This is a genomic window from Paraburkholderia sp. BR13444, from assembly GCF_040948755.1.
GTDB lineage: Bacteria > Pseudomonadota > Gammaproteobacteria > Burkholderiales > Burkholderiaceae > Paraburkholderia > Paraburkholderia youngii.
Map to the genome: position 1 here is coordinate 815,323 of NZ_JBFPKM010000002.1, position 17,636 is coordinate 832,958.

Below are 17,636 nucleotides of genomic sequence, written 5' to 3' on the forward strand. Positions count from 1 at the left end.
GCGCGTTGAAACCATTCGGCACATCTGTGAACGTGCCGCCGATTTCTCCGTGAACGGAACCGGGCTGCGGCCTCGCACACGCCATGCGGGCGTGTCGATGCCGCGCTGGTTGTTCCGCGTTGGGGTCCTATGGGCTCAGCGGGGCCGTTCGCGAAACTGCATTGCAAAGAGCTTTTATGTCTTTTGATTCCCTCGGCTTGTCCGAACCGCTGGTCCGCGCTGTCAATGAACTCGGCTATACCAGCCCGACTCCGATCCAGACTCAGGCGATCCCGGCCGTGCTCAACGGCGGCGATCTGCTCGCCGGCGCGCAAACCGGCACCGGCAAGACCGCCGGCTTCACGCTGCCGATCCTGCAGCGCCTGAATTCGATGTCGCCGGCCGCCGGCGGCAAGCGCGTGGTGCGCGCGCTGATCCTCACGCCGACGCGCGAACTCGCCGCGCAGGTCGAAGAAAGCGTGCGTGCGTACGGCAAGTATCTGAAGCTGAAGTCGACCGTGATGTTCGGCGGTGTCGGCATCAATCCGCAGATCGATGCGTTGAAGCGCGGCGTCGATATCGTCGTCGCGACGCCGGGCCGTCTGCTCGATCACATGCAGCAGAAGACCATCGACCTGTCGCATCTCGAGATTCTCGTACTCGACGAAGCGGACCGCATGCTCGACATGGGCTTCATCCACGACATCAAGCGCGTGCTCGCGAAGCTGCCGCCGAAGCGCCAGAACCTGCTGTTCTCGGCGACCTTCTCCGACGAGATCAAGGCGCTCGCCGACAGCCTGCTCGATTCACCGGCGCTGATCGAAGTCGCGCGCCGCAACACGACGGCCGAAACGGTCGCGCAAAAGATTCACCCGGTCGATCGCGACCGCAAGCGCGAGCTGCTCACGCATCTGATCCGGCAGCACAACTGGTTCCAGGTGCTCGTGTTCACGCGCACCAAGCACGGCGCGAACCGCCTCGCCGAGCAGCTGACGAAGGACGGCATCAGCGCGCTCGCGATCCACGGCAACAAGAGCCAGTCGGCCCGCACGCGCGCGCTCGCCGAGTTCAAGGACGGCACGCTGCAGGTGCTGGTGGCAACCGACATCGCGGCACGCGGCATCGATATCGATCAGCTGCCGCACGTGGTCAACTTCGATCTGCCGAACGTGCCGGAAGACTACGTGCACCGCATCGGCCGCACGGGTCGCGCAGGCGCGACGGGCGAGGCGGTGTCGCTCGTATGCGTCGATGAACTGCAGTTGCTGAAGGACATCGAGAAGCTGATCAAGCGTCCGGTCCCGCAGGAAGTGATCGCCGGTTTCGAGCCGGACCCGACCGCGAAGCCGGAGCCGATCCAGCGACGCGGCCAAGGTGGCGGCGGGCGTTCGCAGCGCCAGGGACAAGGCGCGGGGCGTCGTGACGGCGCTGCTGGTGGTGGCGCATCGGCCAAGCCGGCTCAAGGCTCCGGTCAGCGTTCGGGACAGCGTGCGTCGAATGCTCAGCCCGCGCCGCGGCCGCAAGGTGCGAAGCCGGCCGGCAATGGCGGTCAGCCGCGTCGCGATACTCAGCGGCACGACGATCGGCCGCGTGCCGCCGCGCATGATGGCGCTCCCGCGCACCACGCGCCGCGCAAGCCGCAAGGCAATCGTTCGCCCAACGGCAATCCGGGCGCGTTGCTCGGCGGCGGCGTGAAGCGCAACGATGCGCCGCGTGGCGGGCAACCGTCGCGCAACGGCGACGGCGGCCGTTAAGCGTCGCTCGGCCTAAGGGCTGCCAGCGTCCGTACCAGCCGTTAGCACTTCCCTGCTCGAAGACTAACGGCTGCTCGCGGCGGCAGCCCGCTTCAAATGCTCGATCTGCTGTTCCCATCGCTCGAGCACTGCACTCCCCTCTCCCTGCAATTCGAACGTGATGCCGCCCGTCAGGCGCGCATAACGGACGCTTTGCGCTTCCGCTGTGTCGATCGAGCCGAGCAGATAGACGAGGCCGCTGTCATCGCCCGCAACACCGGGCAGCGGCGCGATACGCAATTGCACCTGATAGAACGCCGCATCGCATACAAAGCTCAGCGCCGCGCGCCCGCTTTGCGCAATCGCGCCCGTCGCGCGCGCCTGCGGCCATAGCGCAATGCACAGCGTGCGCGAGTCGGGTGCATAGAGTTCGCCGACGCTCAACAGCGACGTGCGCACGTGCCCGTTCGCATCGACGCTCAGCAGCGACGCGGTGAAGCCCACCTTGTCCGCAAGCGACGAACCGTCGAACAACGCGCGCACGTTGGCCGGCCATTCGTCGAACACATTCTGTTCGAGCGGACGCGCGGACGGTGATGCGGAGGAGGAATCGTTCATGCCATCGATCCAGTCGAAGTAGTGGGTAAAGCTCAATCATGCCTCGAAAAAAGCAAAGCCCGCTGATGCGGGCTGATGCGGGCTTTGCTCTGTGATTCGCTTTCAAGGCTCAGCGAAAGAACACATGCTGCGTGATCTTCGCGAGCGGATAATGCACACCCGGCTGAATGCGCGCCGGCAGATCGAGCGGCTTGAGCAGCATCTTCACGCACATGTCGGCGGACAGATTGCGCCGCACCAGCTTATTGATGCGCGCCGCGCGCTCGCGGTTATATGCGGAGTCGTGCACGCGCTCCGGATAGCGAATCGCGAACACGTGGCGCAATGCGATCTCCGAATCTTCGTTCTTGATTTCCATCACGCGACGCATCAACGCGCCGAGCACCGCGAGCCGGCCGTTGCCCTCGATCCGGTTGTACTTCTTGAAGTACTTGAAAAAATGCTTGTAATGACGGACTTCGTCGGTGCGGATGTTGTCGGTGATCTGCTTGAGCACCGCCTCATCCGAGCATTCGTTGATCGCTCGATACAGTGTCGCGGTACCCGTTTCGACTACGCAACGCGCGACCATCTCGAGCGCCCGGGTCTTTTCGAAATCGTCGACCGAGCAAGTCAGCGAATACTCGCCCATGAAATTGCGGAACGCGGTATGCCAGTCGAACTCGGGCCATACATACGCGATATAGGTCTGCAGCGCCCGGCCGTGCTGCATTTCCTCGGGCTCCCACTCGTGGTTGAGCCAGGCCGAGACCTCAGGGTCGTCGTTGAAAAATGTACTCAGATTGCTGGTGTAGAGATCAGTGCCGCTTTCGATGAACGATGCCGCGCACAGCAACAGCAGCAGGTCTTCGTTGGCAGCGGCCTTCTGCCGGTCGATGCGCGTCAGATCGATGTCCTCGATCCGCCAGGGCATGACATGGTTCAGCTCCGTGTGCATTGTGTCTTGCTCCCATGCTGTACCGACCCGTGGAGTTCTTCGCAACCGCCCCCGCGCTCGCCGTGATGTTCTCCGTGCCGGATACAACGCCGTGAATTAGAGTTGGGCCCTTGTACTCTGCATGTTAGCCGGAGATATCCGACCATGCAGTTCACACAGCACAGACCATGCCGCAACGACGCAGTTCCGAAATCTTGCAGCGGATTAAAAACGACGTCCGCAAGCCAAAAAAAAACCAGCCCAAAAGGCTGGCTTTTCGGACACACACCACGTCCGGCGGATTGTGGACACGGGCGCCCCAGGTGGCCCCTCTTCCTCAGGCAGGTTGTACCTCGCCCGAGACGGGACGCACACGACGCATGCGCAGCGCGACGATGATCAGCGATGCGCCCGAAAGCACCGCCGCAAGCAGCACGTAATAACTCGGCGCGAGTTTGTCGCCGGTCAGATGAATGAAGGTTTCGACGATGGTCGGCGCGAAGCCGCCGAAGATCGTCACGCCGAGGCTGTAACCAATTGAAAGGCCAGTCGAGCGTACCTGGGTCGGGAAGATCTCCGACATAAGCGCGGGCATCGGCCCGGAGTACGAGGCCTTGAAAATACCGGCGACGCCTTGCAGCACGAGCAGCCAGCCAATCGTCGGATGTGCCTGCAACCATGCGAACATCGGATAGATCAGCAGGCCCATCAGGATCGACGTGCTCAGCATGATGCGAATTCGGCCGATGCGATCGGACAGCGCGCCCATGATCGGCGAGAAGATGAACTGCATGCCGCCGTTCAGCACGACCACGCCGAACGAGGCGGCCGCCGCCATATGCAGCTGCTTGACCGCGTAGAGCGGCATATAGAGCTGCAGCACGTACACCCCGACCGTCGACTGCGCAACGATGCCGATCGCGAGCAGCAGGTTGACCCACTGATTCGAGAACGACGGGTCCTTCGATCCGTTCACGGCCTTGCGCTCACCGGCCGCTTCGCTCGCCGCGCGCTCTTCACGCAATGCGAGGAATTCGGGTGTCTCGTCGAGATGCGAGCGGATGTAGTAGCCGACCGGCCCGACCAGCAGACCGAACACGAACGGCACACGCCAGCCCCAGCTGTTCAGGTGCTCGGCCGGCAGCCACGCGGTCAGCAGCGAACCGAAGGCGGCCGCGGTGATCGCCGCGAGACCCTGGCTCGCGAACTGCCAGCTCGCGTAGTAGCCGCGCCGCGTCGCGCTGTGTTCGACCATGAACGCGGTCGCGCTGCCGAACTCGCCGCCGACCGCGAAGCCCTGCACGAGCCGCGCGAACAGCACCAGCAGCGGCGCCGCGAGACCGATCGTCGAAAACGGTGGCATCACGGCCATCGTGAAAGTACCGAGCATCATCAGCGCGATCGCGAGCGTCAGCGCCGCTTTGCGGCCCTTGCGGTCGCCGTACACGCCGAGCACGATCGCGCCGAGCGGGCGCATCAGGAACGAGATGCCGAAGGTGGCGATCGCGAGCAGCGTCGACAGCCACTCGTCCTGCATCGGGAAGAACTGTTTCGCGATGATCGTCGCAAAGTAGCCATAAACCAGGAAGTCGAACCACTCGAGCGCGTTGCCAATCGACGACGAGAAAACGATCCGCCGCACCATCGCTTTCGAAAGCGGCGCGGCGTGAGGCGAAGCACTTGTCGAATGCGACGCGGGGGTGTTCATGATGGTCTCCTGCGTGTCTGCTGCGTGAAAGCTGTGTCGGGCGCGGCTTCGCCTGCATCGGCGAGGCGGCTGGTGGGCGCGCATTGGCGCGGCATACGGAATGCCGCGCGTTCGTCGCCTGTTGCCCGGGTGTCTGAGCTGAGCTCCGGTGTGGAGCTCAGCTCCGCGCGTTGCCTCGTCGTGGCCTAGAAGCCGGCCGCCAGACCGTCGCGGCGGCTGTCGCTGGCCGCCACGTAGCCGCGCTCCGGCTCGTTGCGATCGAGCTTCCAGATGAACTGGCCGGAGCCGAAGTCCATGTACGGATCGTCGACCGACTTGATCGTGTGGCCGAGCTTCTGCAGGCCCTCGGTGGTCTTCGGATCGAGCGTCGACTCGATATCGACCGTGAAGTCGCGGTTGACCTTCCAGCGCGGCGCATCGCACGCGGCCTGCGGCTGCTGTCCGTAGTCGAGCATGCGCACCACGGTCTGCAGATGGCCTTGCGGCTGCATGTCGCCGCCCATCACGCCGAAGCTCATCACCGCTTCCTGCTGGCCGTTCACCTGCTGCGTGAGGAATGCCGGAATGATCGTGTGGAACGGCCGCTTGCCGCCCTCGACGACGTTCGGCGACTTCGGGTCCATCGAGAAGCCGCAGCCGCGGTTCTGCAGCGCGATGCCGCTGTCGGGCACCACGACACCCGAGCCGAAGCCCATGTAGTTGGACTGGATGAAGCTCACCATCATGCCGCTCTCGTCCGCGGCCGACAGGTAGATCGTGCCGCCCGCCTTCGGCATGCCGAAGTCGAAGTGCGTCGAGCGCTTCGGATCGATCAGCTTCGCGCGTGAACTCAGATACGCGTCGTCGAGCATCTGCTCGGGCGTGACTTCCATCGAGCGCGGATCGGCGACGTAGCGATACACATCGGCAAACGCGAGCTTCATCGCTTCGATCTGCAGATGCTGCGACTCGACGCTGTCGACCTTCAGCGACTTCACGTCGAACTTTTCCAGGATGCCGAGCGCAACCAGCGCCGCGATGCCTTGGCCGTTCGGCGGAATCTCGTGCACGGTGTAGCCGCGATAGTCCTTGCCGATCGGCTCGACCCAGTCAGCGCGGTAGTTGCGCAGATCGTCGGCGCTCAGCGCGCCGCCGCCTGCGCGCGCGAACACGGCGATCCGCTCGGCGATCTCGCCTTCGTAGAACGCGCGCGGGCCTTGCTCGGCGATGAGGCGCAGCGTCTTCGCATGACCGGGGAAGCGCACCAGCTCGCTGACCTCGGGCGCACGGCCGCGCGGCATGAAGGTTTGCGCGAAGCCCGGCTGGTCCTTCAGCTCAGGCACCGCGGCTGCCCACTTGTAAGCGACGATGCTCGCCACCGCGTGACCGCGCTCGGCGATTTCGATGGCCGGCTCCATCAGGTCGGCGAACGGCAGCTTGCCGAACTTCTGGTGCAGCGCTTCCCAGCCGGCGATCACACCCGGCACGGTGACCGCATCCCAGCCGCGCTTCGGCTGCTGCGCGAGGCCGTTTTCCTCGCCGTATTTGCGCTTGAAGTAATCGACGTTCCACGCGGCCGGCGCTACGCCCGACGCGTTCAGACCATGCAGCTTCTTGCCGTCCCACACGAGCGCGAACGCGTCGCCGCCGAGGCCGCACGACACCGGCTCGACCACCGTGATCGCGGCGGCGGCCGCGATGGCCGCATCGACGGCATTGCCGCCTTTCCACAGCATGCGCAGCCCGGCCTGCGCGGCGAGAGGGTGCGAGGTCGAAACGATATTGCGTGCGAATACGGGCAGACGTTGCGTCGGATAAGGGTTTTGCCAGTTGCTGAAGCCAGTCATGTCGAACACTCTCGAAAGCGCGGCCGGCACGAAAAAGTCGCCGGACATCAGGGGAAAGGTTGTATAGCAGGTAAATCGCGAAACCCAGGATTGCATCGCGAAGCGCGTCAAAAAACAAATTCATTTATCAAATGAATAAATGCGAAATGCGCCTGAATCGGGGTTCGAGCAGATTCGGAGTGCTCTCGGCAAATTCCAGCGGATCGCGCGGGTTGGCGGACAGGGGGCACGATGGTCTTACAATAGCCGCAACCGCGTTCGTCGGCAGCCGGCTTTCGGCCAGCCGCCTGATGACGACGACGGACCGCGCCGACACAACAGCCACGACACACCACACATGACACGAGACCCCCGCCTGACTCTCAACGCCCGGCAACAGGAATTGCTGGAGTGGGTGCAACGCGACGGCTTCGTGACCGTGGACGACCTCGCGAGCCACTTCGACGTCACCCCGCAGACGATCCGCCGCGACGTCAACTGGCTCGCCGATATGAATCTGCTGCGCCGCTATCACGGCGGCGCCAGTCTGCCGACCAGTTCCGAGAACGTCTCGTACACCGCGCGCCAGCGCATGTTCCATGAAGAGAAGCGACGCATCGCGGCGCTGGTAGCCACTCACATTCCGGACCAGGCATCGCTGTTCATCAACCTCGGCACGACCACCGAGGAAGTGGCACGCGCGCTGAACCGCCACCGCGGCTTGCGCGTGATCACGAACAATCTGAACGTCGCGAGCATGATGAGCGGCTACCCGGACTGCGAAGTGCTGGTGACGGGCGGCATCGTGCGACCGTGGGACAAGGGCATCGTCGGGGAACTGGCGATCGACTTCATCCGCCAGTTCAAGGTCGATTTCGCGATCATCGGCACGTCGAGCATCGAAACGGACGGTACGCTGCGCGATTTCGATACGCGCGAAGTGCGTGTCGCCGAGGCGATCATCGAGCACGCGCGCACCGTTTTCCTCGCCGCCGATCACTCCAAGTTTGGCCGTCCCGCGCTAGTTCGCCAAGGACATCTCGAGCAGATCGACGCGCTGTTCACCGACGCCGCCCCACCCGCCGACATGGCCGAGGCTCTGAACGCCGCGAATTGTCAAATCTACATCGCCGGATAATTCCAGGCGTTCTCCGCCATGCTGCGGTGCACGCAAAACCTCGCGTGAAATCAAGAATTTGGCTGCAGGGCCGGACCGCCTATCGCGCGGCCAATTGTCAAATGGAAAATTTACGGGGACCAGGTTGGCGTTTCATCGGTGCTCGCCTACACTCCAGTTCCCCAGCGTACGTTGCGAGTTTCGCACGGCGTCGGTTGTCTGAATCTGTCGTGTAAGCCGTACCTCCCGCCCTGATCTTTAGCGGACCCCCGCCCCGGCCTACCGGTCGACTGCAAGGCTGTCCGCAATTTGCTGACATGGAGAGAACGATGCTGAGTCCGCATGAATTCGCCACGTTGTTGCTCGTCAAGGACGCCCCCAACCAGGTCGAAATGGACCGAGAAGAACTCGATGCGTTGCTCGAACGCCAACTGGTGCAACTCGAACGCCTCGCATCGGGCAACGAAGAATGGCGCGTGACGGAAACCGGCGACACCGCATTGCGGGCCATCAAACGTTATTCGTGAGTTTTCCCTGCAGTTGACAGCGGGCCGCCTTTGCGGCCCTTTGTTGTGCGCATCTCATTTACACAGTAAATTCACGCGACGGACTTCCCGCCCTCGCGTATGCCCAAGACGCTCTCCGCCGACGACATCCAGCAGTTTCGCGAAGCGATGCGACGCGTCGCGGAAAACGCGTTTGCGACCCGCGGCGCACAAGGCGTGACGATGCGCGAGCTGGCGAAGGAGCTCGGCTGCAGCGCGATGACACCGTATCGCTATTTCCGCGACAAGGAAGAAATTCTGGCGATGGTCCGCGCCGCCGCTTTCAACCGCTTCGCCGCGCGCCTCGAAGCGGCCGCGAAAGCGATCCCGGCGGGCGCCCCCGCCATCGATCACAGCGCCGTCAGCCGGGCCTATGTCGACTTCGCGCTCGATGAGCCGCACGCCTATCGTTTGATGTTCGATCAGACGCCGCAACAGCAAGGCGCTTACCCCGAGCTGGCCGCGGCGTCGCAACGCGCGTGGCGCCTGCTGGAAGCGCACTTCGAGCGGCTCGTCGAGGCGGGTGTTCTCGAAGGCGATCCGCGTCTGATCGGCTACGCGTACTGGACGAGCCTGCACGGCTTCACGATGCTCGCGCTCGCGAACCAGTTGCCGCCGCCGGCGGCCCGACAGGCCGATTCCGCCGACGACGGCGCACATGAGCCGTCGCGCGAAGCGGTGTTCGCGCAGATCCTGCGCATGCTGTGGCGCGGAGCGTTGGCGCCGCAAAAGTGAACTGGTGCGCCTGACAGGCGGCGCGAGAGTCGGGCCCACCAGTCAACCCGCTGCCACTTAGCCGCTACGCAAGGTCGGGTCGACAGTCGCCCGCCAGCTGAGCGCCCTTGCGCGCTGCTCGTTGAAGAACGCGACCCACTGGTTGCGCACCTTCGGATCGCTGCTCGTCCCCTCGCTCGCATGGCGCTGCGCGATCGACGCCTGGAACGCGCAGAAGTCGTCGTTCGACAACCGGCCGCGCCGGTTCGCCACATAGGCATCGAAGAACGTCTCGTAGACGATCTGCGCGTCGTGGCCGTAGTCGACGGTCTGCGGCGAGCACATCTTCTGCAACGCCTCGAACGACGTCGCGCCCCTCGTCCCTTCCAGACTCGGCGTACTCACGCATCCTGCCAGAAGCGCGGCAGCGCCGATCATCAAAAATCCTCGCATTCATCACCTCGAAATGGCTGCTGCCAAGAGTATCGTCCGCGCTCGCGCGTTACGCCACTCGGTCGCGATTCGATCCACGTTCGTGCAAATCAAGCGAACTTTACTTTTTCGAATATGTTCATTAAAGTTCGAAAACGAACATGATTCGTTCAATTTGCTTTCCAACTGACTTCCAGATTCGATCCAGAGGGCTCAGCAGGTGACGCAAGGCACGAAATACGATTTGCTCGTCGTCGGTGGCGGGATCAACGGCGCCGGCATCGCCCGCGACGCGGCCGGCCGCGGCCTGTCGGTGCTGCTGTGCGAGCAGGACGATCTGGCCGCGCACACGTCGTCGGCGAGCACCAAGCTGATCCACGGCGGGCTGCGCTACCTCGAGTACCGCGAGTTCGGGCTCGTGCGCAAGGCGTTGCAGGAGCGCGAAACGCTGCTGCGCGCGGCGCCGCACATCATCTGGCCGCTGCGCTTCGTGATGCCGCACATGCCCGAGCTGCGCCCCGCCTGGCTGATCCGCGCGGGTCTGTTCCTGTACGACCATCTGGCTAAACGTGAACTGCTGCCGGGCTCGCGCGGCATCGTGATGAGCCGGCATCCGGCCGGCGCGCCGCTCGTCGACACGATCAAGCGCGGCTTCGTTTATTCGGACGGCTGGGTCAACGACGCGCGCCTCGTCGTGCTGAACGCGCTCGACGCGCACGAGCGCGGCGCGACCATCCTCACGCGCACGAAGCTGCTCAACGCCGTGCGCGCCGGCGGTGAGTGGCGCGCGCAACTGCAACGCGCGGACGGCACGACTCGCGACGTGCGCGCCGCCGCGATCGCGAACGCGGCGGGCCCGTGGGTCGGCGAGCTGCTGCAAGGCGCGCTCGGCCGGCCGTCGTCGCATAGCGTGCGGCTCGTCAAGGGCAGCCACATCGTCACGCGGCGCCTGTTCGAGCACGACCACGCATACATCGTCCAGAACCCGGACAAGCGGATCATCTTCGCGATTCCCTATGAGCACGACTACACGCTGATCGGCACGACCGACCTCGAATATCGCGGCGACCCGTCGCAAGTCGCGATCGACGCCAACGAAACGCAGTACCTATGCGATTCGATCAACCGCTACTTCAGGCAGAAGATCTCGCCCGCCGACGTGCGCTGGAGCTATTCGGGCGTACGCCCGCTGCTGGAGGACGAGAACGCGGACAATCCGTCGGCGGTCACGCGCGACTACTCGCTCGAACTCGATGCGCCCGCGAACGAGGCGCCGCTGCTGTCGGTGTTTGGCGGCAAGATCACGACGTTTCGCAAGCTCGCCGAGCAGGCCGTCGATACGCTCACCGACGCGCTGCACCACGGCGCGCCCGCGTGGACCGCCGACGCGCCGCTGCCGGGCGGCGACATCGCGCAGGCGAACTTCAATCGCTTCCTCGGCGAGTTCTCGCGCGAACATGCGTGGCTGCCGGCATCGCTCGCGCATCGGCTCGCGCGCGCGTATGGCACGCGCGCGAATCGCGTGATCGGCTCGGCGCACTCGCGCGCCGAACTCGGTCGCGAGTTCGCGCCGGGTCTGCACGAAGCCGAGCTGATTTATCTGCGCGATACCGAATGGGCGCGTACCGCGCAGGACGTGCTGTGGCGGCGCTCGAAGCTCGGCCTGCATGTCGAGCCGGGCACGCTCGAGCAAATCACGCGCGACATCGACGCGTGGTTCGCGCGCGAACCGGTCCGGCAGAGCGCCTAGGCGACGCGGCAGACGACACCCGGCGAGCGGAGCCGGCCACCCACCGCAGCTTCGGCTGGACGACGCCGGCACGCACCCTCAAACTATGGCGGCTCGCTCACAACAACACGCCGCTCGCATCGCCGGCCAAACGATCCGGCGATCCATAACATGCATGGAGAAGAGACAATGCAGGATCAGTACGTCCTCGCGCTTGACCAAGGCACCACCAGCTCACGCGCAATGCTGTTCGACCGGCGCGGCAACGTCGTGTCGAGCGCGCAAAAGGAATTCCAGCAGATCTACCCGCAGCCTGGCTGGGTCGAGCACGATCCGCGGGAAATCTGGTCGACCCAGGCCGGCGTCGCCGCCGAGGCGGTCACGCGAGCCGGCATGAACGGCACGTCGATCGCGGCGATCGGCATCACGAACCAGCGCGAAACCACGATCGTGTGGGATCGCGAAACCGGCCAGCCGATCTACAACGCGATCGTCTGGCAGGACCGCCGCACCGCCGACTTCTGCGACGAACTGAAAGCGCAAGGTCTGGAAGCGAGCGTGCGCGCGAAGACCGGTCTGCCGATCGACTCGTACTTCTCGGCGACCAAAATCCGCTGGATTCTCGACAACGTCGAAGGCGCGCGCGAAAAAGCGCGTCAGGGCCGGCTCGCGTTCGGCACCGTCGACAGCTGGCTCATGTGGAATTTTACGAAGGGCGCGCTGCACATCACCGACGTAACCAACGCGTCGCGCACGATGCTGTTCAACATCCACACGCTGAAGTGGGACGACGAACTGCTCTCCGCACTCGACATTCCGCGCAACATGCTGCCGGAAGTGCGGCCGTCGTCGGAGGTGTACGGACCGACGGTGACCACCGTGTTCGCATCGAAGATTCCGCTCGCGGGCATCGCCGGCGATCAGCACGCCGCATTGTTCGGCCAGATGTGCACCGAGTCCGGCATGGTCAAGAATACCTACGGCACCGGCTGCTTCCTCGTGATGAACACGGGCGCCAAACCGATCGAATCGAAGAACAATCTCGTCACGACGATCGCCTGGCAGATCGGCGAGCGTATCGACTACGCGCTCGAAGGCAGCATCTTCATCGCCGGCGCGGTGGTGCAGTGGCTGCGCGACGGCCTCGGCATCATCAGGAGCGCGGCCGAAATCGAAACGCTCGCGCGCAGCGTGCCGCATTGCGACGGCGTGTATCTCGTGCCTGCGTTCGCCGGCCTCGGCGCTCCGCACTGGAACGCGCATGCGCGTGGCACGCTGTTCGGGCTCACGCGCGGCACGACCTCCGCGCATATCGCGCGTGCGGCGCTCGATTCGATCGCGTATCAATCGCTCGATGTGCTGAAGGCGATGGAAGCCGACTCGGGCATTCGTATCGGCGAGCTGCGCGTGGATGGCGGCGCCTGCGCGAACAATCTGCTGATGCAGTTCCAGGCCGACATCCTCGGCGTCGACACGGTGCGCCCCCAGGTGTCGGAGACGACCGCGCTAGGCGCCGCCTATCTGGCCGGTCTCGCGGTCGGCTACTGGAAGGATATCGACGAGTTGAAGAGCCAGTGGAAGCTCGAACATCGCTTCACACCGGCGCGGCCGCACGCGGAGATCAGGACCTGCCTCGATGGCTGGCAGCGCGCGATCCGCGCGGCGAAGGCCTGGGCCGATACACCGTAAGGTCGTAAGGCCGCGGGCACGCAGAACATCGAAAGGACGTGGTCCGAAAGCACGTATGATGTCGCTTTTCACCCCGGCGAGCGGGCCCCGCAACTCGCCGCCCGCGCGCATTGCGCTTATCGTTTTTCAGGCATGATCGACCACCTCATCTGTGACTGCGACGGCGTGCTCGTCGACAGTGAAGTCATCGCCGATCGCGTGATGTTCGACACGCTGACGGCCACCTTCCCCGGCATCGATTTCGCCCCCGTCATCAAAACCGCGTTCGGCCAGCAAACCTCGCGCTTTCTCGCCGGCCTCGAAAAGCTGTTCGACATCACACTGCCCGCGAACTTCCTCGATGCGATCGAGCACAACGTCGAGCTCGCGCTCGCCGCGTCGCTCGGTCCGATCCACGGTGTGCGCGACGCGCTGCAGCGCGTGACGCTGCCGGCCGCAGTCGTGTCGAACAGCCGCATGACGCGTGTGAGCGCATCGGTGCGGCGGGCCGGTCTGCAGCAGATTTTCGGCGAGCGGGTGTTCAGCGCCGAGCAGGTCGCGCGGCCAAAGCCCTATCCCGATGTCTATCTGTTCGCGGCCACGTCGCTCGGCGTCGAGCCCGCGCGCTGCCTCGTCGTCGAAGACAGCGTCTCGGGCCTGAACGCGGCGCGCGCGGCCGGCATGAAGACGATCGCCTTCGTCGGCGCGAGCCATATTCCGGACGGCTATGCGGATGCGCTGCGCGCAATGGGCATCACGCGAATCATCAAGCATATGGATGAACTGCCGGCGCTGATCGACGCGGGCGTGCGCGGCGAGTTCGGCGACGTGCAGTCGTAGCGGTTTCGCGCAACGCCGATAAAAAAAGCCGGTTCTTCTTGCGAAGAACCGGCTTTTTGCGTCATGGCACTGCGTGCCGCTCGAAGCATGATGGCCCGTCAAGCCTCGGCCATCGCGCCCTCGCGCACCCGCGCGAGCGTCTCGCGAAACTCGACCAGCTCGGCGATCGTCAGCATCGGCAGATCATGTTGCGCGGCAAAGCGTTCGACGTCCGCACCGCGCGTCATCGTGCCATCGGCGTTCATCAGTTCGCACAGCACGCCGGCCGGCTTCAGGCCCGCGAGGATCGCGAGATCGACGGTGCCTTCGGTGTGGCCGCGCCGTGCCAGCACGCCGCCGGGCATCGCGCGCAGCGGGAACACGTGGCCAGGGCGCACGATGTCGGCGGGCGTGGCCGTATCGGCGATCGCAGCGCGGATCGTGGTCACGCGATCCTGCGCGGACACGCCGGTGCTGACGCCTTCGCGCGCTTCGATCGACACCGTGAACGCGGTGCCGTGACGGCTTTCGTTGTTGACGGCCATCGGCGGCAGTTCGAGCGCGCGGATCTTGTCGTCGGGCAGGCACAGACACACGATGCCGCTGCATTCGCGGATCAGAAGCGCCATCGTTTCGACCGACAAGCGCTCGGCCGCGACGATCAGATCGGCTTCGTTCTCGCGGTCGTGGTCGTCCTGCAGCACCACGGCGCGACCCTCGCGCAGTGCCTGCAAGGCGGCGGCGATACGCGGCGGAACGGCTTCGGTGGCAAGCAGAGGGAGATCGGCGAAGGCATCGTCTGCAATCGTCGACGGAGCGGGAAAAGTAGCAAAGGACATATTGAAACGCTCATCGCAAAAGTTGGGCGAAAAACGTTTCAGGGCATTGCAAACAGACTGACGCGCTGCCGCCTGGCACGCCGCACGAAAGCGGACGATCATCAGCCGCCCAAGCTACGGGCGGCATCGCGGAACGCACATGACTATCTGCACATCTTCTTCCATCCGGACTATCACCGTCGGCTCTGGCTTCTGACCAGATCTGCTGACCCCGCCGCAATCTCCGCTACTGCGAAGACCACTCGATGCGGGCGCTCGCGGGCTTGCCGGCTCACGCTGTCGCGCTGTCGGCCTACCGCCGGTGGGGAATTGCACCCCGCCCTGAAGACGCACTGATTGCCGGTTTGACCGGCCGGCGAAGCATACAACAGTCGCGCAAGCGCTGCAGCGCGACGAACAAAGACCCTACTGTCGGCGTTGGCCCTGCATCGACGCCCCGAGCTGCGCCAGAACCTCGAATGCCGTCGATTCTCAACCCGGCACGCCTTCGCGCGCAGCTTCATCGCGCGCGGCGCTCGCAGCCTGCACTTCCCAGCGCGGCGGCGTCTCAGCTCGCAGCGTCACGCGAAACGCGCGCGCCTCGGTGTCGCCGGGATTGCGCAGGCTGTGCGGCTGGTCGGCGTCGAACACGATCGCGTCGCCGGTCGCGAGCAGCTGGCGCTGGTCGTGCACGCTGACTTCGAGCGTGCCGTCGCTGACCACCAGATTCACCGTCGTGCCCGGCGCGCGGCGAATGCCCGCCTCCGTATGCAGCGGCGCGATCCGCAGCTCGTGAAACTCGGCGGCAATCGACTCGTCGTCGGGATACAGCGGGCGCACCGAGTAGCGCCCGTTCGCGCTGACCACGCGGGCCGAACGCTCGGCCGGCAGATGCTCGAAGCCGTTGGTCGCGTGACGCCGCAGGAACGCCGCCACCGACACCTTCAGCGCCGCCGCCACCTTGCACAGCACTTTGATCGACGGCACGCTGCGCGCCGACTCGATTTGCGCGAGCATCGCGCGCGACACGCCGGACGCGCGCGCCAGCGCATCGAGCGAAAGCTGGCGTTCGGCGCGCAGGCGCGCCAGATTCACGCCGACCAGCTGTTCGAGCGCATCGAACGGTTCGGCAGAGCGCGGCGCGGCGTTGGTATCGCCATCGGTCGAAGGATCGCGGACCAGCGCGAGCGGGGAATGCATATTGGCCTCCAGAGCGCCGCCCAGCGGCGCAAGAGCAGTAAGTGGAGGCAAGATAGCATCGGCTCTCGCCGCGCCCAACGAAGTTATCGTCACACTGTTATCAGCATGGCGGAGGCAAGCAACTGACGACTCACGCGCCTTGGGCGAGCGTGCGCGCGCTGCTCGATTTCCTCGCCGAGCGCTTCGCGCAGGTGTCGGATCAACCGGCAAGCCCGCTGGGACTGCCGCTGGAGCAGCCAATGAGCGCCTGATGAGCGCTAAAACCCCCGCAGCGTGAAGGGCTATAATATGCAGTTACGCTGCAAAGACACGCGCAAGCCGGCCATCAAGCGCCGCGCTGCCCCGCGCCGCGGCCTCCTTCACCTTTTTACGACGCCCCCAGGTTAACCACTGCGACCGGCGAAATTCGATGACCAAGAAAGTTTATGTAAAAACCTTTGGCTGCCAGATGAACGAGTACGACTCCGACAAGATGGTCGACGTGCTCGGTGCCGCTGAAGGCCTCGTCAAGACCGACACGCCGGAAGACGCCGACGTGATCCTGTTCAATACCTGCTCGGTGCGCGAAAAAGCGCAGGAAAAAGTCTTCTCCGACCTCGGCCGCGTGCGCGAGCTGAAGGACGCGAATCCGAATCTGATCATTGGCGTGGGTGGCTGCGTCGCTAGCCAGGAAGGCGCATCGATCGTCGCGCGCGCGCCGTACGTCGATATCGTGTTCGGTCCGCAAACGCTGCACCGCCTGCCGCAGATGATCGACGAGCGTCGCGCGAGCGGCCGCGCGCAGGTCGATATTTCGTTTCCTGAAATCGAGAAGTTCGATCACCTGCCGCCGGCGCGCGTCGAAGGTCCGAGCGCGTTCGTGTCGATCATGGAAGGCTGCAGCAAGTACTGCAGCTACTGCGTCGTGCCGTACACGCGCGGCGAGGAAGTGTCGCGTCCGCTCGACGACGTGCTGACCGAAATCGCCGGCCTCGCCGACCAGGGCGTGCGCGAAGTCACGCTGCTTGGCCAGAACGTGAACGCTTATCGTGGAAAATTCGGTGGCGCACTCACCTTGGGCTCGACCGAGATCGCCGACTTCGCGACGCTGATCGAATACGTCGCGGACATCCCCGGCATCGAACGGATTCGCTACACGACGTCGCATCCGAAGGAATTCACGCAGCGCCTGATCGACACTTATGCGAAGGTGCCGAAGCTCGTCAGTCACCTGCATCTGCCCGTGCAGCACGGCTCCGATCGCATCCTGATGGCAATGAAGCGCGGCTACACCGTGCTCGAGTACAAGTCCGTGATCCGCAAGCTGCGCGCGATCCGCCCGGATCTGTCGCTGTCGACGGACATGATCGTCGGCTTCCCCGGCGAGACCGAGGAAGACTTCGCGAAGATGATGGCGCTCGTCGAAGAGATGAAGTATGACACGAGCTTCTCGTTCATCTACAGCCCGCGCCCCGGCACGCCGGCCGCGAACCTGCACGACGACACGCCGCGCGAGGTGAAGCTGAAACGTCTGCAGCATCTGCAGGCCACGATCGAAGAGAACGTGCAGCGCATCAGCGACGCGATGGTCGGCAAGGTCGAGCGCATTCTGGTCGAGCGCCCGGCGCGCAAGGACCCGAACGAGCTCGCGGGCCGCACCGAGAACAACCGCGTCGTCAATTTCCCGGCGCCGGTGGCGTCGCATGCACGGCTGATCGGTCAGATGGTCGACGTGAAGATCGTGCACGCGTACCCGCACTCGCTGCGCGGCGAACTGGTGATGGTTCACGACGACAGCGCCGCCGTGACGCACTGAGCACGCTAAGCGCACTGACCGACATTCTGAGTATCGCAAC

The 17,636-nt window shown here is 64.6% G+C and carries 15 protein-coding genes and 1 riboswitch; of the genes, 8 read left to right on the forward strand and 7 right to left on the reverse strand.

Annotated features, from left to right (window positions below; translation table 11 throughout):
- Window positions 1-176: 176 nt before the first annotated feature.
- Complete coding sequence (locus AB3X95_RS08150; protein WP_176365622.1) at window positions 177-1,733, forward strand: DEAD/DEAH box helicase; 1,557 nt, start codon at window positions 177-179, stop codon at window positions 1,731-1,733.
- Between the two features lie 63 nt (window positions 1,734-1,796).
- On the opposite strand, the gene AB3X95_RS08155 is transcribed toward AB3X95_RS08150, so the two are convergent.
- From AB3X95_RS08155 to ggt, 4 genes are all read right to left on the reverse strand, one after another.
- Window positions 1,797-2,330: a hypothetical protein gene (locus AB3X95_RS08155; protein WP_368621105.1), complete on the reverse strand. Its 534-nt coding sequence runs from the start codon at window positions 2,328-2,330 to the stop codon at window positions 1,797-1,799.
- A gap of 109 nt (window positions 2,331-2,439) precedes the next feature.
- Entirely contained in the window at window positions 2,440-3,267 is an 828-nt protein-coding gene (locus tag AB3X95_RS08160) for a ferritin-like domain-containing protein (protein WP_176121792.1), read from the reverse strand.
- Between the two features lie 316 nt (window positions 3,268-3,583).
- Complete coding sequence (locus AB3X95_RS08165; protein ID WP_176121793.1) at window positions 3,584-4,954, reverse strand: MFS transporter; 1,371 nt, start codon at window positions 4,952-4,954, stop codon at window positions 3,584-3,586.
- Between the two features lie 185 nt (window positions 4,955-5,139).
- Window positions 5,140-6,780, reverse strand: a complete 1,641-nt coding sequence (ggt, locus tag AB3X95_RS08170) for a gamma-glutamyltransferase (RefSeq protein WP_184226518.1) — start codon at window positions 6,778-6,780, stop codon at window positions 5,140-5,142.
- Between the two features lie 337 nt (window positions 6,781-7,117).
- On the opposite strand from ggt, the gene AB3X95_RS08175 reads away from it, so the two are divergent.
- From AB3X95_RS08175 to AB3X95_RS08185, 3 genes are all read left to right on the forward strand, one after another.
- The gene (locus tag AB3X95_RS08175; protein ID WP_176121795.1) at window positions 7,118-7,897 is read left to right on the forward strand and encodes a DeoR/GlpR family DNA-binding transcription regulator; all 780 of its coding nucleotides are present in this window, start codon (window positions 7,118-7,120) and stop codon (window positions 7,895-7,897) included.
- Window positions 7,898-8,205: 308 nt separating this feature from the next.
- Complete coding sequence (locus AB3X95_RS08180) at window positions 8,206-8,403, forward strand: hypothetical protein (protein WP_013090475.1); 198 nt, start codon at window positions 8,206-8,208, stop codon at window positions 8,401-8,403.
- Window positions 8,404-8,502: 99 nt separating this feature from the next.
- Entirely contained in the window at window positions 8,503-9,156 is a 654-nt protein-coding gene (locus AB3X95_RS08185) for a TetR/AcrR family transcriptional regulator (protein WP_176121796.1), read from the forward strand.
- Window positions 9,157-9,213: 57 nt separating this feature from the next.
- Here the strand turns inward: AB3X95_RS08185 and AB3X95_RS08190 are convergent, their stop codons facing one another.
- Entirely contained in the window at window positions 9,214-9,588 is a 375-nt protein-coding gene (locus AB3X95_RS08190; RefSeq protein ID WP_176121797.1) for a hypothetical protein, read from the reverse strand.
- A gap of 199 nt (window positions 9,589-9,787) precedes the next feature.
- Here AB3X95_RS08190 and glpD point away from each other — a divergent pair, with 199 nt between their 5' ends.
- From glpD to AB3X95_RS08205, 3 genes are all read left to right on the forward strand, one after another.
- Window positions 9,788-11,317, forward strand: a complete 1,530-nt coding sequence (gene glpD, locus AB3X95_RS08195) for a glycerol-3-phosphate dehydrogenase (RefSeq protein ID WP_368621052.1) — start codon at window positions 9,788-9,790, stop codon at window positions 11,315-11,317.
- Window positions 11,318-11,485: 168 nt separating this feature from the next.
- Complete coding sequence (gene glpK, locus AB3X95_RS08200) at window positions 11,486-12,985, forward strand: glycerol kinase GlpK (RefSeq protein ID WP_368596416.1); 1,500 nt, start codon at window positions 11,486-11,488, stop codon at window positions 12,983-12,985.
- A gap of 132 nt (window positions 12,986-13,117) precedes the next feature.
- Complete coding sequence (locus tag AB3X95_RS08205) at window positions 13,118-13,804, forward strand: HAD family hydrolase (RefSeq protein WP_176121800.1); 687 nt, start codon at window positions 13,118-13,120, stop codon at window positions 13,802-13,804.
- A gap of 98 nt (window positions 13,805-13,902) precedes the next feature.
- On the opposite strand, the gene ribB is transcribed toward AB3X95_RS08205, so the two are convergent.
- Together ribB and AB3X95_RS08215 are read right to left on the reverse strand one after the other, a co-directional pair.
- Window positions 13,903-14,622 (reverse strand): 3,4-dihydroxy-2-butanone-4-phosphate synthase, encoded by a 720-nt coding sequence (ribB, locus tag AB3X95_RS08210; protein ID WP_176365615.1) that lies wholly within the window; start codon window positions 14,620-14,622, stop codon window positions 13,903-13,905.
- Window positions 14,623-14,771: 149 nt separating this feature from the next.
- Window positions 14,772-14,955, reverse strand: a riboswitch (FMN riboswitch).
- A gap of 138 nt (window positions 14,956-15,093) precedes the next feature.
- Window positions 15,094-15,801, reverse strand: coding sequence for a helix-turn-helix domain-containing protein (locus AB3X95_RS08215; protein ID WP_368621053.1), 708 nt, complete (start codon window positions 15,799-15,801; stop codon window positions 15,094-15,096).
- A 409-nt stretch (window positions 15,802-16,210) separates the two neighbouring features.
- On the opposite strand from AB3X95_RS08215, the gene miaB reads away from it, so the two are divergent.
- A complete protein-coding gene (miaB, locus tag AB3X95_RS08220) occupies window positions 16,211-17,596 on the forward strand; it encodes a tRNA (N6-isopentenyl adenosine(37)-C2)-methylthiotransferase MiaB (RefSeq protein ID WP_176121803.1) in 1,386 nt (461 codons plus the stop codon).
- Window positions 17,597-17,636: the final 40 nt, after the last annotated feature.